At 39.5% G+C, this 17,333-nt stretch carries 14 protein-coding genes; 7 read left to right on the top strand and 7 right to left on the bottom strand.

Features of this window, described 5'->3' with window-relative positions; translation table 11 throughout:
- Positions 1-60: 60 nt before the first annotated feature.
- The 4 genes from greA to dapB form a co-directional block, all read right to left on the bottom strand.
- Positions 61-537, bottom strand: coding sequence for a transcription elongation factor GreA (gene greA / locus GQR53_RS02705; protein WP_149592013.1), 477 nt, complete (start codon positions 535-537; stop codon positions 61-63).
- A 48-nt stretch (positions 538-585) separates the two neighbouring features.
- Positions 586-3,804, bottom strand: coding sequence for a carbamoyl-phosphate synthase large subunit (gene carB, locus GQR53_RS02700; RefSeq protein ID WP_165742789.1), 3,219 nt, complete (start codon positions 3,802-3,804; stop codon positions 586-588).
- A gap of 16 nt (positions 3,805-3,820) precedes the next feature.
- Positions 3,821-4,957: a glutamine-hydrolyzing carbamoyl-phosphate synthase small subunit gene (gene carA, locus GQR53_RS02695; protein WP_165742788.1), complete on the bottom strand. Its 1,137-nt coding sequence runs from the start codon at positions 4,955-4,957 to the stop codon at positions 3,821-3,823.
- Between the two features lie 361 nt (positions 4,958-5,318).
- Positions 5,319-6,122 (bottom strand): 4-hydroxy-tetrahydrodipicolinate reductase, encoded by an 804-nt coding sequence (gene dapB, locus GQR53_RS02690; RefSeq protein WP_165742787.1) that lies wholly within the window; start codon positions 6,120-6,122, stop codon positions 5,319-5,321.
- A 354-nt stretch (positions 6,123-6,476) separates the two neighbouring features.
- Between dapB and GQR53_RS02685 the strand changes: the two genes are divergently transcribed.
- The 3 genes from GQR53_RS02685 to GQR53_RS02675 all read left to right on the top strand — a co-directional run bounded on the left by GQR53_RS02685 (position 6,477) and on the right by GQR53_RS02675 (position 9,926).
- A complete protein-coding gene (locus GQR53_RS02685) occupies positions 6,477-7,790 on the top strand; it encodes a Na+/H+ antiporter NhaC family protein (protein ID WP_165742828.1) in 1,314 nt (437 codons plus the stop codon).
- 132 nt (positions 7,791-7,922) lie between these two features.
- Positions 7,923-8,711 (top strand): nucleoside-binding protein, encoded by a 789-nt coding sequence (locus GQR53_RS02680; RefSeq protein ID WP_165742786.1) that lies wholly within the window; start codon positions 7,923-7,925, stop codon positions 8,709-8,711.
- Positions 8,712-8,909: 198 nt separating this feature from the next.
- Positions 8,910-9,926, top strand: a complete 1,017-nt coding sequence (locus GQR53_RS02675) for an alpha/beta hydrolase (protein WP_165742785.1) — start codon at positions 8,910-8,912, stop codon at positions 9,924-9,926.
- A 111-nt stretch (positions 9,927-10,037) separates the two neighbouring features.
- Here the strand turns inward: GQR53_RS02675 and GQR53_RS02670 are convergent, their stop codons facing one another.
- Positions 10,038-10,835, bottom strand: a complete 798-nt coding sequence (locus tag GQR53_RS02670; RefSeq protein ID WP_165742784.1) for a M48 family metallopeptidase — start codon at positions 10,833-10,835, stop codon at positions 10,038-10,040.
- 197 nt (positions 10,836-11,032) lie between these two features.
- Between GQR53_RS02670 and GQR53_RS02665 the strand changes: the two genes are divergently transcribed.
- Positions 11,033-12,235, top strand: coding sequence for a Bcr/CflA family efflux MFS transporter (locus tag GQR53_RS02665; protein WP_165742783.1), 1,203 nt, complete (start codon positions 11,033-11,035; stop codon positions 12,233-12,235).
- A gap of 25 nt (positions 12,236-12,260) precedes the next feature.
- On the opposite strand, the gene grpE is transcribed toward GQR53_RS02665, so the two are convergent.
- Both grpE and GQR53_RS02655 read right to left on the bottom strand, forming a co-directional pair.
- The gene (gene grpE, locus GQR53_RS02660; protein WP_024597391.1) at positions 12,261-12,872 is read right to left on the bottom strand and encodes a nucleotide exchange factor GrpE; all 612 of its coding nucleotides are present in this window, start codon (positions 12,870-12,872) and stop codon (positions 12,261-12,263) included.
- Positions 12,873-12,930: 58 nt separating this feature from the next.
- Positions 12,931-13,896, bottom strand: a complete 966-nt coding sequence (locus tag GQR53_RS02655) for an HrcA family transcriptional regulator (RefSeq protein WP_024604215.1) — start codon at positions 13,894-13,896, stop codon at positions 12,931-12,933.
- 154 nt (positions 13,897-14,050) lie between these two features.
- On the opposite strand from GQR53_RS02655, the gene nadK reads away from it, so the two are divergent.
- The 3 genes from nadK (at position 14,051) to recN (ending at position 17,319) form a co-directional block, all read left to right on the top strand.
- A complete protein-coding gene (gene nadK, locus GQR53_RS02650; protein WP_004335384.1) occupies positions 14,051-14,935 on the top strand; it encodes an NAD(+) kinase in 885 nt (294 codons plus the stop codon).
- A 77-nt stretch (positions 14,936-15,012) separates the two neighbouring features.
- Entirely contained in the window at positions 15,013-15,570 is a 558-nt protein-coding gene (locus tag GQR53_RS02645) for a hypothetical protein (RefSeq protein ID WP_165742782.1), read from the top strand.
- A 75-nt stretch (positions 15,571-15,645) separates the two neighbouring features.
- Positions 15,646-17,319: a DNA repair protein RecN gene (recN, locus tag GQR53_RS02640; RefSeq protein ID WP_024604213.1), complete on the top strand. Its 1,674-nt coding sequence runs from the start codon at positions 15,646-15,648 to the stop codon at positions 17,317-17,319.
- Positions 17,320-17,333 lie beyond the last annotated feature (14 nt).

Raw genomic sequence — 17,333 nt, 5'->3', positions numbered from 1 at the left:
CATAAAAAAACCGATGTAAATACATCGGTTTTTATTTAAAACGTTAAAGTGAGTTATGCGTTAAAGATACTCAACTTCAATGATTTCGTACTCAACGATACCTTTTGGCGTTTGAATAGACACTGCGTCGTCCATTTGTTTACCAATTAAGCCACGTGCAATCGGTGAATTAACAGAAATTAAGTTGTTTTTAATATCTGCTTCATCATCGCCTACGATACGGTATTTTACTTCTGCATCAGTATCTACATTTACTATAGTTACTGTTGTGCCAAAAATAACTTTGCCCGTATTTGGCATTTTAGTTACATCGATAATTTGAACATTTGAAAGCTTTGCTTCAATTTCTTGAATACGACCTTCACAAAAACCCTGTTGCTCACGCGCAGCGTGGTACTCAGCGTTTTCTTTTAAGTCACCATGTTCACGTGCAACCGCAATATCACTTACGATTTTAGGACGGGTAACTGTTTTTAATTCGTTAAGCTCTTTGCGCAGTAAATCTGCGCCACGAACTGTCATCGGAATTGATTGCATACTTTTCTCACTTAACACCAAGGCCCTAGTTGGCCTTGGCACATTTCCTTAGTTCAATCGCAGGTGTAGCTCTTGAACTGACGTTACTTTACTACGGTCATCTGCTTTGTTAGCAGTACAGTTAGCAAAAGCTGCGTTCAAGGTTGTCGTATAGTTGGTTTTATTTTGCAATGCACCACGACGTAACACCTTCGAATCTTCGATCGCTTGGCGACCTTCGGTGGTATTAACGATATAGCTGTACTCTTTATTCTTGATATAATCAAGAATATGCGGGCGGCCTTCATATACTTTGTTTACACGTCGTACTTCAATGCCAGCTTCTTCAAGAGCTTGTGCCGTGCCACCCGTTGCGTCAAGTTCAAAACCTAAGTCGGTCATAATCTTGGCTAATTCAACAATGCGTGGCTTATCGCTATTACGAACAGATAATAACGCGCGACCACCGCGTGGTAAAGTGTTGCTTGCACCTAATTGTGCTTTTGCGAATGCTTCGGCGAAAGTATCACCAACACCCATCACTTCACCCGTTGAGCGCATCTCAGGGCCACGAATTGGATCCACACCCTGAAACTTAGCAAATGGTAAAACAACTTCTTTAACGCTGTAATAAGGAGGGAGCACTTCTTTAGTAATACCTTGGCTTGCCAAAGACTGACCCGCCATACAACGAGCCGCCACTTTTGCAAGCGCTACACCGGTTGCTTTTGATACAAACGGTACAGTACGTGCTGCACGCGGGTTAACCTCAATTAAGTACACTTTGCCATCTTTTACAGCAAACTGTGTATTCATTAAGCCAACAACACCAAGCTCAAGCGCCATATCGGTTACTTGCTTGCGCATTACATCTTGCACTTCTTGCGATAAAGAATGTGCTGGTAATGAACATGCTGAGTCACCAGAGTGAACACCGGCTTGCTCAATGTGCTCCATGATACCGCCAATAATTACTTGTTCGCCGTCGCAAATCGCGTCAACGTCAACTTCAATTGCGTTATCTAAGAAACGGTCCAGTAATACAGGTGCTTCGTTTGATGCAGATACAGCTTCGGTCATGTAGCGACGCAAATCGTCTTCATCGTATACAATTTCCATTGCACGACCACCTAGTACATACGACGGACGTACAACGAGTGGAAAACCAATTTCAACTGATTTAAGTAGTGCTTCTTCAGTTGAAGTTACTGTTGCATTTTCTGGCTGAAGTAAGTTCAAACGCTCAACAAGTTGTTGGAAACGTTCGCGATCTTCTGCACGGTCAATCGCATCAGGTGAGGTACCTATTACTGGCACGCCATTGGCTTCAAGCTCACGCGCTAATTTAAGTGGTGTTTGACCACCGTACTGCACGATAACGCCTTTTGGCTTTTCAACACGTACGATTTCAAGTACGTCTTCAAGTGTAATTGGCTCAAAGTATAGTCTATCAGATGTATCGTAATCGGTAGAAACCGTTTCAGGGTTACAGTTAACCATAATGGTTTCATAGCCGTCTTCGCGAAGCGCAAGCGAGGCATGTACACAGCAGTAATCAAATTCAATACCTTGGCCGATACGGTTAGGACCGCCACCAATAACCATGATTTTGTCTTTATCTGTTGGGTTTGCTTCACACTCTTCATCGTAAGATGAGTACATGTAAGCTGTGTCTGAGCTAAATTCTGCGGCGCACGTATCAACACGCTTGTATACTGGCACGATGTTTAATAGGTGACGTTTTTTACGAATTTCAGCTTCAGATACACCAGCAATTTCAGCTATACGTGGATCTGCGAAACCTTTGCGTTTGAGTTTACGTAGGAAGTCGGCATTTAAACCAGCCATACCTACTTCACCAATTTTTGCTTCGTCTTTTAAAATATCTTCTATTTGTACTAAGAACCAGCGATTAACTTTAGTCAGCTCATAAACATCATCAACGCTCATACCATGGCGCATTGCATCGGCAATGTACCAGATACGCTCAGCACCTGGCTCGCGTAATTCGCGGATGATTTTTTCTTTCGCTTTAGGGTCATCAAGTGCAACTATTGGGTTAAAACCTGTTGCGCCCACTTCAAGACCACGTAATGCTTTGTGTAATGATTCTTGTTGGTTACGACCAATCGCCATTACTTCGCCAACCGATTTCATTTGCGTAGTTAAGCGGTCGTTAGCACCGGCAAATTTTTCAAAGTTAAAGCGAGGAATTTTTGTTACAACGTAATCGATTGAAGGCTCAAAAGACGCTGGAGTTTTACCGCCAGTAATATCGTTTTGAAGCTCGTCAAGCGTGTAACCTACTGCTAGCTTTGCAGCAATTTTAGCAATTGGGAAACCCGTTGCTTTTGATGCAAGTGCAGATGAACGTGATACGCGTGGGTTCATCTCAATGATAACCATACGGCCATCTTCAGGATTAATACCAAACTGCACGTTAGAACCGCCAGTTTCTACACCAATTTCACGTAATACCGCCATAGAGGCGTTACGCATAATTTGGTATTCTTTGTCGGTTAGCGTTTGCGCTGGTGCAACGGTGATTGAATCGCCAGTGTGAACACCCATAGGGTCAAAGTTTTCAATGGTACAAACAATAATACAGTTATCGTTTTTATCACGTACAACTTCTGTTTCGTACTCTTTCCAACCAATCAGTGATTCATCAATCAATAATTCGTTTGTTGGCGATAAGTCTAAACCGCGCTCACAAATTTCTTCAAACTCTTCCATGTTGTAAGCAACACCGCCACCGGTGCCACCCATGGTGAAAGAAGGACGAATGATACATGGTAAGCCAATTCGGCTCATTGTATCTTTAGCTTCTTCCATTGAGTGAGCAATTTCAGCACGAGGACATTCAAGGCCAATGTTTTTCATTGCTACGTCAAAGCGTTCACGGTTTTCTGCTTTGTCGATTGCATCCGCCGTTGCGCCAATTAGCTCAACGCCGTGCTTAGCCAATACACCGTGCTTGTCTAAATCAAGTGCACAGTTTAATGCTGTTTGACCACCCATTGTAGGCAGTACTGCATCTGGCTTTTCTTTTTCAATAATTTTTTCTACCACTTCCCAGTGAATTGGTTCGATGTAGGTAGCATCGGCCATTTCAGGATCGGTCATGATAGTTGCAGGGTTTGAGTTAACTAATATAACTCTATAGCCTTCTTCTCTAAGTGCTTTACACGCTTGAGCACCAGAGTAGTCAAACTCACAAGCTTGACCAATTACAATTGGGCCTGCGCCTAAGATAAGAATGCTTTTTATGTCGGTACGTTTTGGCATTATTACTCCAGTTAAATTAGTGTTTACGCGCTTGCATCAAATCGATGAAGTGGTCAAATAATGGTGCTGCATCGTGTGGACCTGGACTTGCTTCAGGGTGACCCTGGAAGCTAAACGCAGGCTTATCAGTACGATGAATACCTTGAAGCGTTCCATCAAATAACGATTTATGCGTGGCACGAAGCGTACTTGGTAGGCTTGATTCTTGAGCTGCAAAACCATGGTTTTGAGCTGTGATCATAACTACATTACGGTCTAGGTCTTTAACTGGGTGGTTACCACCGTGGTGACCAAATTTCATTTTTTCTGTTTTAGCACCTGAGGCAAGAGCTAATAACTGATGACCTAAACAGATACCAAAAATAGGTGTGTCGGTTTCTAAAAAGGCTTGAATGGCTTCAATAGCGTAAGTACATGGCTCAGGATCACCAGGGCCATTAGATAGGAAGATACCATCAGGGTTTAAAGCAAGTACGTCAGCGGCAGAAGTTTGCGCTGGTACTACTGTAAGTTTACAACCACGGTCTACAAGCATACGTAAAATATTACGTTTTACACCGAAGTCGTAGGCAACAACATGAAACTTTTCATCAGCAGCGTCAAGGGTTTTAAATCCTTCACCTAATGTCCAGCTTGATTCGCGCCACTCAAAATTTTCCTTGGTTGAGACAACTTTTGCTAAATCCATACCTTTTAAGCCTGGGAAGGCTTGCGCGGCTTGTAACGCTTTATTTTCGTCTAGCTCGTCACCGGCAACAATACACCCGTTTTGTGCGCCTTTATCACGCAAAATTCGAGTTAGCTTTCTGGTGTCGATGTCCGCAATACCTAAAATATTACGTTCTTTTAAGTAATCATCTAACGATTGCTCGTTACGAAAGTTACTTGCTAGCAGTGGCAAATCACGGATCACTAGGCCTTTAGCCCAAATTTGATTCGCTTCTTCGTCTTCGCTGTTGGTACCCGTATTACCGATATGTGGGTACGTCAAAGTTACGATTTGTTCCGCGTATGATGGATCAGTCAAAATTTCTTGATAACCAGTCATAGACGTATTGAATACCACTTCACCGACTGACATGCCGTCAGTGCCGATTGCAGTACCGCGAAACACTGTGCCGTCTTCTAGGACTAACAGAGCGGATTTAGTCAAGTTAAACCTCCTAACAGTAAAAAACGGGAGTAAGCAATTGCTTAACACCCCGCCAATACCCAGAGGGATCGTCAAAACCAGATTTTTGTGAGCTTAAATTGTTTTACGCAGTCTTAAATGATGCAGATGTAAAGCATTCAACCTTCAATCATTTTTCTTGCCTAAAACTATTTTCATTCCCACTGAAACCCTGGATTTACTAGCCACTTGGGTATAATTGGAAACACGCATTTAGTAATTTTTGGCAAATTGGCTGCATATTACATGAAGTTGCTATTTAGGTCTAACATTATTTGGTTAATTGTTACAAATAAGTCACTGTAGGTAAAATTAGACCCAAACAGTTAAAATAGTAACTAAACTACTTAAGATCTAGCACATCTTGCATATCATAAAGTCCAGCAGGTTTGTTTTTCAACCAGCTTGCAGCCCTTATAGCACCTAGAGCGAACGTCATTCTCGAACTTGCTTTATGTGTTAATTCAAGCCTTTCGCCCATTGTAGCGAAGTATGCGGTATGTTCACCTACTATATCGCCCCCTCTTAGGACAGAATAACCAATCTCATTTTGAGATTTCGCTGTTTCTACTTGGCTTCGGTCATATACCGCAACCTCGTCGTGATCCCAGCCTTTCGCTTGCGCGATTGACTCACCTATTGCCAGTGCAGTACCCGATGGTGCATCTATTTTATGACGGTGATGCGCTTCAAATATTTCGATATCTAAATCGTCACCAAACTTAGTCGCTGCAGTTTGCACAAGGTTAAGTAATACATTGACACCTACGCTGTAATTTCGCGCAAATACAATAGGGATATGTTTAGCGGCATCGTGTAATAGCGCCATATCATCATTTGTTAAACCTGTTGTGCCAATCACCATAGGAATTTTTTGTGCAACAGCTGTTTTTAAATGGTTTTTCATACCCGCTGGCAGCGTAAAGTCGATTAAAACATCTACATTATCTATTGTACTTTCGTCGCTAAAGCTAACACTGTTATCGGCTGCGCTATTTACTTGATTTACATTAATGCCTAATAGCGATGAACCACTACGAACATATGCGCCTGTAAGTTGTGTTTGCTCTTTAATTGTCACGGCTTCTAATAGGGCTAAGCCCATTCTGCCGTTAGCACCAAAAACACCTATTCGATTTGTAGTCATGGTTTTTACCTAATTTAATTTGAATCCGTTTATTAGCCATATATCCGGGCATTACAAAATACGCAGGTGGGTATTTTTATGCAGTTGGATAAATATTAATCGCTGAAAATCGCGTTGCTATATAGATATTATCTAAAAGTCATGCAATAGTCAGGTGACCTTTTAATTTAATAATAATAACAATACCAGTTTACTTTAGCCATCTATACATTTAAACTTCTATTTCGCGTCGATTTGGTCTTTGGCTTGCGGACGCTGCGGCTAACAACTTTTTAAAATAAAAAGTTGCACTGCTAAATTCAGCTAAAAGAGGAGTTTTGGCTGTGATAAATTTTACTGGTTATGAGGATTATGATGCAGCCATCATTTAATAAAAACAAAGCAATACTTTCTTTACTTCCCCTACTTACCTTTGTAGCGATATTTTTAGGCTCAGGTTTGTATTTGCAATCGCAAGGGGTTGATTATGCTTTTTACCAACTACCTGCACCTGTTGCTATATTGCCCGCTATTATGCTTGCGTTTATTTTAAATAAAGGCACGGTAAACCAATGTGTAGAGACCTTTATTAAAGGTGCCGGACACAACAATATTATTACCATGTGTTTAATCTACTTACTTGCAGGTGCTTTTTCGGCTGTGGCAAGTGCAACCGGTGGTGTAGATGCTGTAGTAAATGCAGGCTTATCGCTTATTCCACCTTCGTTATTGCTCCCTGGTTTGTTTTTAATTGCGGCCGTTGTTTCTACTGCAATGGGAACGTCAATGGGAACAATTGGCGCCATTGGCCCTATCGCTTATGCGGTATCAATTAAAACGGGTATAGATCCAGCATTAATGGCCGGTACGATTGTATCTGGCGCTATGTTTGGCGATAACTTATCTATTATTTCAGACACCACTATTGCAGCTACGCGCACGCAAGGTTGTGAAATGAAAGACAAGTTTAAAGAAAATCTTAAAATTGCAGTCCCTGCAGCCATTCTAACAATCGCCCTGTTGTTTTATTTAACACCTGCTGCACAAGTAGTTGAAACTAAAGACTATGACATTTGGTTAGTACTTCCTTATGCCTTTATTTTAGTGTTAGCAGTTGCTGGCTTGAACGTATTTGTAGTGTTGTTTAGCGGTATTATTTTTGCCGCATTAATGGGCTTTACAGGAAGTTACGAAGGCGCAAGCTTTGTAAAAAACATTTACAAAGGCTTTACTGATATGCAGGAAATATTTTTACTTTCTATGTTTATTGGTGGCTTATCTGAATTTATTCGTATCAACGGTGGTCTTGATTACATTGCTCAAAAAATTCAAGCAATTACTAAAATCATTGCAAAATGGCACCGTAAAGTGGCAGATCAATTAGGTATCGCTGCGTTAGTTTTAACAAGTAATGTATGTATTGCTAATAATACAGTGTCTATTATTGTGGCCGGTCCTATTGCTAAAAAGCTAGCAGATGACGGTGAAATAAGCGGTAAACGCTCTGCCAGTTTACTTGATATATTTGCCTGTGTTACACAGGGTTCATTGCCATACGGTGCCCAAGCATTGTTATTAGGTGCTACGTTTAAAATTAGCCCGTGGGAAGTATCTACCTCGTCATACTACTGTTTTATTTTAGCATTTACAGCCATTGCAGTTATTTGCTTACGCCGTAATAAAGCATAATTTAAACACCGATACTATGTTGCAGCTTAATAAGTAAGCTGCAACATATGTTAAAATAATACTCTACATATCAATCACTTTTGCTATAATGCGCGCCTTCGCGTGTCACTAAAATTATAGTTAAATACAGATATGAAATTTAAAAAATTACTTCCTCTCGTTACTTTTACATCAATTGCTTTATCGTCTTCTGCTTTTGCGGCTAATTGGAGCAGCACAGCACTACATATTAATAATGGCAACCAAAAAAACCCATTCACTGAGCAAGAGTCAAACACCACTGTTTACTCGGTTCAACATGCATCGGGTTACGATTACGGCGATAACTTCTTTTTTATCGATTACAGTAAAGACGATACCGATGATGGTTACCAAGATGCTGATTTTTATGGTGAGTGGTATTCAACGGTAAGCTTATCGGCCATTAGCGGCGAAAAAATTGGCGCAGGCGCATTATTAGATGTGGGCCTTACCGGTGGTATTAACGTTGCTGGCGACGCTAAAGTAATGAAATACTTGCCTGGTGTTAAATTAAGCTGGGATGTACCTGGGTTTAACTTTTTTCAAACGCTATTCACAGCTTACATTGACGATAGTGAAGGTGTAGCAAAAGGCGGGGCTCCTATTGAAACAAATAGCTGGATGCTTGATGTTGCCTTTGAATACCCTTTCACTATTGGCTCACAAAAATTTAGCTTTAAAGGCCACGCTGAATACATTGCAGAACGTGAAGATGAATTTGGTAACGATGTAGAGGCGTGGATACTCGCACAGCCTATTTTAATATGGGATATGGGCCACGCTCTTCAAATGAAAGAAAACACACTACTGTTGGGTATGGAATTACAATACTGGCACAATAAACTAGGTACTGAAGTCACTGAGTCAGTGCCACAAATCCATATTGAGTGGACGTTTTAAGCTTTAACGATACTCGTTTTACCCTACATTAATAAGCGAAGCTCTCTTTTAGCTTCGCTTTTTTCATCTCCAAATTAAACAACGTTGAGCATGACAAAGCCTCAATTGAATAGTACTTAATGTTTGGTTACTATAATGAATTATTCTGAGTTTTATATATTAGAGCTCATATTATTTGTCCTTAATTGGAGCAACCAAATGTCGTCGATTAAAGTTATTTGCTTTTCTACTTTATTGTTATTAACAAACAATGCATTAGCGAGCACAACGCAAGATACCTCTTCACTTTCTTATGATGCGCTTTTAAGCAGTTACCAGTACGACTTTAAAGTAAATTACTTTAACATTGAGTCACAAAAACAGTCTCTTAAAATGGCCTATATTTACTTAAAGCCTACCAAATCCGACATGCCTACAGTGACGCTTATGCACGGCAAAAATTTTAATGCAGATTACTGGACTACCACTGCGCAATACCTGCAATCTTTAGGCTACGGCGTATTAATTCCTGATCAAATTGGTTTTGGAAAATCATCTAAACCAACTAATTACCAGTATTCATTTGCGGCTCTTGCTCATCATACTCATGCGTTAATGGACTCACTTAATATAAAAGAGTCAATTGTATTAGGGCACTCTATAGGTGGGATGCTAGCGAGTCGTTTTGCATTAATGTACCCAAACACAACAAGTAAATTAATTTTACTTAACCCTATTGGGCTTGAAAACTACCTGCAGTATGTTGATTACAAAGATACAAATTTTTTCTATAAAAACGAATTTTCAAAAACGCCAGAAGGCGTAAGAAAATACCAACAAAAAAATTACTACGATGGTAAGTGGAATGCCACATATTCAGCCTTAACCGACTTTATAACAGGGCAAATACAAGGCCCGGATAAAGAACAAATGGCATGGGTAAATGCAAAAACATACGATATGATTTTCACTCAACCTGTAATAACCGAATTTAAAGATTTAACTGTACCGGTTAAATTAATTATTGGTACACGCGATAGAACCGGCCCTGGCCGTAACTGGAAAAAAGACGGTGTTGATTACGAGCTTGGTCGATATGATAAATTAGGCAAACACGCTGCAACACTTATCCCTGACGCACAATTATTTGAACTGGATAATTTAGGGCACCTGCCGCACATTGAAGATTTCGAACGCTTTAAAAATGTATTTAAACAAGCACTTGCTGCTGAATAACCACGCTTAAAAACTAAAATAAAACCCCTGTAGGTAAAATACTTACAGGGGTTTTATTTTAATTACGCATTAATACTAAACGTACACTACTTCAAATAGTAAAGCGCTTAGCTACAGTGTGCATTGTGGGTTTTTACCCTGTGCTTTAGCAGTGCCTTGCTCGCTAAGTGCTTTACTCATTTGCGCTTGTAAATTTTTAATACGGTTACTTGGCGCTGGGTGAGTAGATAAAAACTCAGGGGTTGTACCGCTGCCCGCTGCACTCATATTTTCCCAAAGTGTAACCGACTCTTGTGGATTAAAACCCGCCTGTGCCATTAAATCCAGACCTATAGTATCGGCTTCTGATTCGTGAGAGCGGCTAAATGGTAAAACAACTCCATATTGTGCGCCCAAACCTAAGCCTTGCATAATTTCGTTACGGTATTGAATATTACCCATTTCAAGTGCCGCGCTGCCCAGCTGCATACCGGTATCTAAAATAGAGCTTTGTGAAACACGCTCATTAGAATGCTCAGCTATTACGTGCCCTACTTCGTGACCTAGTACTGTTGCTAGTTGGTCTTGATTGGTGGCTATTTTTAATAAGCCCGTATGAACCCCAATGTAACCCCCAGGTAGTGCAAAAGCGTTAGCAGATTCATCTTCAAATACCACTACTTCCCAATTTTGCGACGCGTATTCTTTTGGTAATACAGCGACTACTTTTTCAGCAATGCAATTTACATATGCATTTGTTTTTGGATCTTTATTAATTGGTTGGCTTTTTTTCATATCTGCAAAGCTAGCTGTGCCCATTTCACTCATTTGTTGATCTGAGTAAAGCGCTATTTGAGTACGTCCTGTTGGTGACGTTTTACAACCGGCTAAAACGGCTGTCGCTAATACTGCAAGTACTAGTTTTTTCATGATAATTCTCTTAAGTAATGAATTTTTTATTGCTTGTAGAATAGCAAACACAGTACCAATTTAAAATATTTGCTTTATGTACCGTTATATTAAAAAAAAACAATATGACGATAAACTTAGCGGGCAAACTAAGTTTATTCAAATACAATGCCCTGTTACACTATAACCATTGTTTTTAGTGATTGTTGAGTTTACACATGGACGCCTCAGCCTCGTCTTTTAATACCCGTATTTTATTGCCTTTATTGGCCAGTATAGTGGCGATTACGCCATTGGCGATAGATATGTACTTACCTGCCATGCTGGTAATTGCAAACGATTTACACACTAATATGCCCAATGTACAAATATCGTTGAGTATTTACTTAGCAGGCTATTCATTAGGGATGCTATTTTTTGGCCCCATTGCCGATCAAATTGGCCGCCGTAAGCTTGCACGTATCGGCTTAACCTTATTTGGTGCAAGCTCACTTGCACTGGCATTTACCACCGAAGTCCATGCTTTTTGGACTCTTAGAGCAGTGCAAGCATTTACGGGAGCGGCAGCAACGGTAGTAGTACCGGGTATTATTCGCCATATTTATCAGCAAAATACAGCTAAAGGAATGTCATATGTATCGATGATTATGATGGTAGCACCGTTAGTTGCCCCCTCTGTTGGTTCGTTTATTTTAGGATTTTCTGTTTGGTCAACCATATTTTTGGTGCTTGCTGGATATAGCTTTTTAATATTGGCGTTAGTGCAAGTGTATCTAATTGATATTCCTATTCACAAAAATGAAAAAAAGGGTCTCGCTCTATTTTTTGATAGCTATAAAACAGTACTCAGTAATAAAGATGCACGTGCCGACATACTCAGTTCTATGTTTGTATCGTTTGGATTTTTTTGCTTTTTGACCTCAGTACCATTTATTTATTTAGATTTATATGAAGTGTCAGAACAGTTATTTGGTGTGTTATTTGCCTTTAACGTAATGGCGCTGATGTTTGGTAACTTTTTAAATACGCGAATTGTACCAAGGCTGGGCTCTCGAAAAATGCTCTATATTGGGCTTACATTTGGATTTGTATCGGGGCTGGCTTTGCTAACATTTAGCTTATTACACTTATCACTTTATTATATTGTGGCTGCTATTGCGCCATTAATGATGAGCTTAGGCGTCACTGCAAGTAATGCTGACTCGCTAATATTAATGAAGTTTGAAAAAAACACAGGCACGGCAACGGCCGTAATTGGCACACTTCGTTTTGGCAGTGGCGCGTTAGTTGGCCCACTACTCGCTATTATGCATGCAAAAAGCGCAGTGCCATTTTCAAGTCTAATGTTTAGCGCTGTGTTGCTTACTATGCTCGTACAGTTAATTCACTATAAAAAAGACAAAAAAAATGCCTCAATATGAGGCATTTTTAAAACTAATAATTCAATTAAGCATCAGCAGCTTTAGAAACCATAACCATTGCAGGGCGTAATAAACGACCATTTAATGTATAACCTTTTTGCATAACAGCAAGTACTGTATTAGGTGTTACATCGTTACTTGGTTGAATTGACATTGCTTGATGAAAATCTGGATTAAACTGCTCACCTTGTGGGTTTACAATTTCAACACCAAACTTTGCAACAGCATCGTTAAAGCTTTTAACTGTCATATCGATACCTTCAAGCAACGGCTTTAAAGTCTCATTTTCTTTATCAGAAAACTCAATAGCACGCTCAAGATTATCAATTACAGGTAGTAATTCGTTAGCAAATTTTTCTAGTGCAAACTTATGCGCTTTTTCTACATCTTGTGCTGCACGACGACGAATGTTGTCTACGTCTGCTGCAGCACGAACAACACCATCTTTTTGATCAGCAATAGTTTGTTTAGCAGCTTCAAGCTCTGCATATAGCATAGCTATTTCTGCTTCAGGGCTTTGCTCTTCTTCTGCATGTTGATCAGCGGCTTCTACTGCTGCTTCTACATCAGCCTGCATTTTAGAAATTTCTTCGTTTAATTCTACTTCTTGCTCAGGGTTTTGTGTCTGCTCAGACATAAAATACGTGCTCCAATTCTTTACAACTGCGGTAATTATGGGGATTGAATAAAAAGATTCAAGAGTTAGATGCCTCAATTAATTTAAATTCTCGAATTATTTCTTCGATTTGCGCTGATTTAGGGCAAATTATACAAAAGCGGCTTTGGTATTCTTGATTTTGAAAGTACGGCACGCTTATTACGATCAATTCATCACACTCAGTAAAAGGCAATTTTTCGCTATTAAGTACCGATACACCGTTTTTAAAAGCGAGTTTATCTTCTACATAATTTAAAAACGAAACACCAATATTTAAACTTTGCTCACAATCGATTTGTTTATAGAGGTAATTTTCGCCAACTACAATACTATTATCTGAGCCTAATTTTTGACTTAGTTGTCGCGTCCATTGATTAAGCGAATCATGACAATTTCGAGGCGCTGTATTTGCCATCGCCTGCATACGATACAAACCCTCCATAAGAGTTTGTTGGCTAAATACGGTATTCAACCATGTTGCAAACTGATAACGAACAGAGTCTGACGAATCATGAGGTTTATCAATACAAATGTTGTGGCTCTGCCCAGCCCTGTCTATTAATAGAATAAGCCAGTCAGTAGAATCAAAATCAAGCACTTCTACTCTAAACACTTGCTGCGAGCTGACTTGTGGTAAACCAACACAACAACATATTTGGTATTTTTGGCTCAAACCATGTGCTAGTTCAACGAGTTGTGATTGCTCTGGTTGCCAATAATTAGCAATGTCAGCGAGTGGAAAAAACTCGTCAAACCAATAATCAAACCCTTCATTTGTGGGCACTCGTCCTGCAGATGTATGAGGTGAATACAATAGCCCCACTTTTTCTAAGCGAGCCATAGCATTACGAACCGTAGCCGAGCATACTGCCATGCCTTTGAGCTTGGCAATTTTTGTTGATGGAACAGGCAAGCCTTCACCATTACAGTACATGTTCATAACAGCTGAAAAAATTTGCTGATCTCGTGAGTTTAGTTTCATGGTATCTACATCTTGTTGCATGAAAGAGATATCGGGGCGTCTAGTTGTTTTTCAAGTCGTGCAGTTAACTGACTGCGAATAAAATTGAAGGTTTATAATATTGCTATAATCTGTATTTTCAAACACTTCTGTTTTGAGTTACTCTACAATTATTAAATCTTTTTGTGCGTACATTATGGACTCTCCTTTTAATACCATTGGCCTAATTGGCAAACCTAATCACCCGGGAGCCGCTGCTACCCTTCAGCGCTTACATACATTTTTACTTGCGCTTGGTTTTGAGGTAATAGTAGAAAAACGCACAGGGAGTCAATTAGACGATATCCCGCATGACAAACTTGTTAAGTTAGTCGACTTAGGAGAACAAGCCGATTTAGCTATTGTTGTAGGCGGTGACGGTAACATGCTTGGTGCTGCACGCGTGCTTGCGCGCTTTAACATTGCTGTAATTGGAGTAAATAGAGGTAACCTTGGCTTTTTAACTGATTTAAACCCTGAAGGGTTTGAAGCGAGCTTAGAGCAAGTCCTCAGTGGTGAGTACCTTGAAGAAAAACGCTTTTTATTAGAAGTAGAAGTATATCGCCACAACGAATTAAAGAGTGCAAATTCTGCCGTTAACGAAGCGGTACTTCATGCCGATAAAGTAGCGCATATGATTGAGTTTGAAGCTTTTATAAATAATGACTTTGTGTTTTCTCAGCGCTCTGACGGTTTAATAGTATCAACCCCTACTGGCTCTACGGCATATTCACTTTCAGGTGGCGGGCCAATTTTAACGCCAGAGCTAAATGCAATATCGTTAGTGCCTATGTTTCCTCATACCTTATCTAGCAGACCTTTAGTGGTCGATGCCGATAACGAAGTACGCTTAAAGCTAAGCCTAGAAAATACAGATAGCTTGCAAGTAAGTTGCGACAGCCATGTTGTGCTTGCCGTATTACCCGGCGATGAGGTAGTAATTAAAAAAGCGGATAAACAATTGCGCTTAATTCATCCAAAAAATTACTCGTACTACAACGTTTTACGTACAAAACTAAATTGGGGTAGTCGTTTGTACTAATTTTATTGCCAAAAGTTAAACGATAGAGCAAAATATTAGTAACAACTAAAAATTAAACATTTCAGGAACAAACGGCAATGACTTATGTAGTATTCTTTGCTTTACTGCTATTAATTACACTTTTATACAGTTACCTCAAAATTGAGAGTAATCGCAAAAAAGCAATCGAAGCTAGAAAAAAGCTATTTAATGAACGTGTTTCGCATGTAAATTCACGCCTTAGAGTAAAACTTAATGATCTTCTTGATGCTAAAATAATTCGCCCAAAATACGTTCCTCGTATTCAAGCTATTGTAAATAATTTTTTTGTTGTTCAATCGCATACAGAAGAGAATTTACAGCAACTTGAAGATACCGCTGACCTACTAATTAATACGTTGTCCAACGAGTTAATTAAAACTAATCAAACGAATATAATCCAACCATTGATTGATAATATACAGTACTTTGTATCTGAGTTACCTCAGCAAGGAATTTTATACAATAAGAGTTTTTACCTAAATACTTTACCTCCACTTATCGGGCTACTTAAAACCGAAGACGCTATACAAGCTACTGATATTGTTGATGATAAAATTGATACCTCCCCAAAAACTTCTGATACACAATTTACTCAAGATGTAAGCGTTGCATAAATAATAAAAAATTAATTTGCAAAAAACCAAAACACTGTATAAATTAACAGTTAATTGACTGGATGGATAAACAGTATGTTAATTGGTTTAGAAGTTAAAAATTTTGCAATTGTTAGTAATTTAAGCACAGAATGGCGCAGCGGTATGACCGCGATCACAGGCGAGACAGGTGCTGGTAAATCTATTGCTATTGATGCGCTATCATTATGTTTAGGTGAACGAGCTGAAGCATCAGCAGTGCGCCCAAGCTCTGATAAAGCAGAAGTATGCGCTCAATTTGACCTAACAGATTTACCGCTAGCTCAATCGTTTTTAGAGCAACATATGCTAAACAATGACGATAATGAATGTTTATTGCGTCGTGTTGTTTGCAAAAATGGACGCAGTAAAAGCTATATTAATGGCAGTGCCGTTACCGCATCACAATTAAAAGAACTTGGTCAATATTTAATATCTATTCATGGACAACATGCCCACCAACACTTATTAAAAGCTGAGCATCAGTTACAGCTTTTAGATGCCTATGCAGGGCATCACCACTTAGTAAATGATGTAAATAACAACTATAAACAGTTTGCTAACTTACAAAAAGAATTTAAACATTTAGAGCAACAACAGCAGCAACAAGCAGCGCAAAAACAATTGTTAGAATACCAAGTTGCAGAGCTCGATGAGTTTGCCTTACAAGAAAGTGAGTTTGATTTAATTGAGGCCGAGCATTACAAACTTAGTAATAGCCAAACAATATTAGAATCGTGCCAACGTGAATTACAATATTTATATGAAAGTGATGAACAAAATGCTTGTTCAATGCTGCAGCACAGTGCCCAACAATTCGCTGAGCTGGCTCAATACGACGAAAGCTTAGCGGGCGTAGCAGCGCTCCTTAGTGAAGCCGCAGTACAAGTTGAAGAAGCAAGCCGTGAAGTTCGAAATTATACTGAGCAAGCAGATTTAGACCCTGCTCGTTTAGGTGAAGTAGAAAATAGACTAAGCGGTGCGATGGATTTAGCGCGTAAGCATCACATAAAACCACAGCAGCTAGTTGAGTTTCATCAATCGATTGCTCAAGAGCTTGAGTCAATAAGTAATAATAGTAATCGTCTAGAGCAACTAGAGTCAGAAATAGAAAGCGCGTTACTTAGTTATAAGCAAGCTGCCGATGAACTAAGTAAAAGTCGCTATGAGTATGCTAATACACTTAACACACTAATAAGTGAAAGCATGGCTAATTTATCGATGGAAAACGGTGTATTTGAAATAGCTTTAACTCAAGAGAGTAGCCGCGCACCAAATAGCTTAGGGTACGATAATGTGTCGTTTTTAGTATCAACTAATCCTGGGCAGCCACTTCAGCCGTTAGCTAAAGTAGCCTCAGGTGGTGAGCTTTCGCGAATTAGCCTTGCTATACAGGTAATTATTGCCCAAAAAGTAACAACCCCAACGCTTATTTTTGATGAAGTTGATGTAGGTATTTCTGGCCCTACGGCATCAGCCGTAGGCAAACTATTGCGCCAGTTAGGTAAGTCTACTCAAGTGATTTGTGTTACCCATTTACCGCAAGTTGCTAGTAGCGCACACCAACAATTTTTTGTAGCTAAAGAAATAGCACAAGGCGAAACGTTCACTCATATGCTGCCTTTGAATAAAGATGGTCGTATTAATGAAATAGCTCGCTTACTTGGTGGTGATAATATCAGTAAAACAGCTAAAGCGAATGCTAAAGAACTAATAATGGCCCATGCCTAATATTGGTTAATAGA

Source organism: Pseudoalteromonas sp. Z9A6 (assembly GCF_011378805.1).
GTDB classification, from domain to species: Bacteria; Pseudomonadota; Gammaproteobacteria; order Enterobacterales; family Alteromonadaceae; genus Pseudoalteromonas; species Pseudoalteromonas distincta.
Note: the sequence above shows the minus strand (reverse complement) of the source record. Positions and strands in the feature narration are given on the sequence as shown.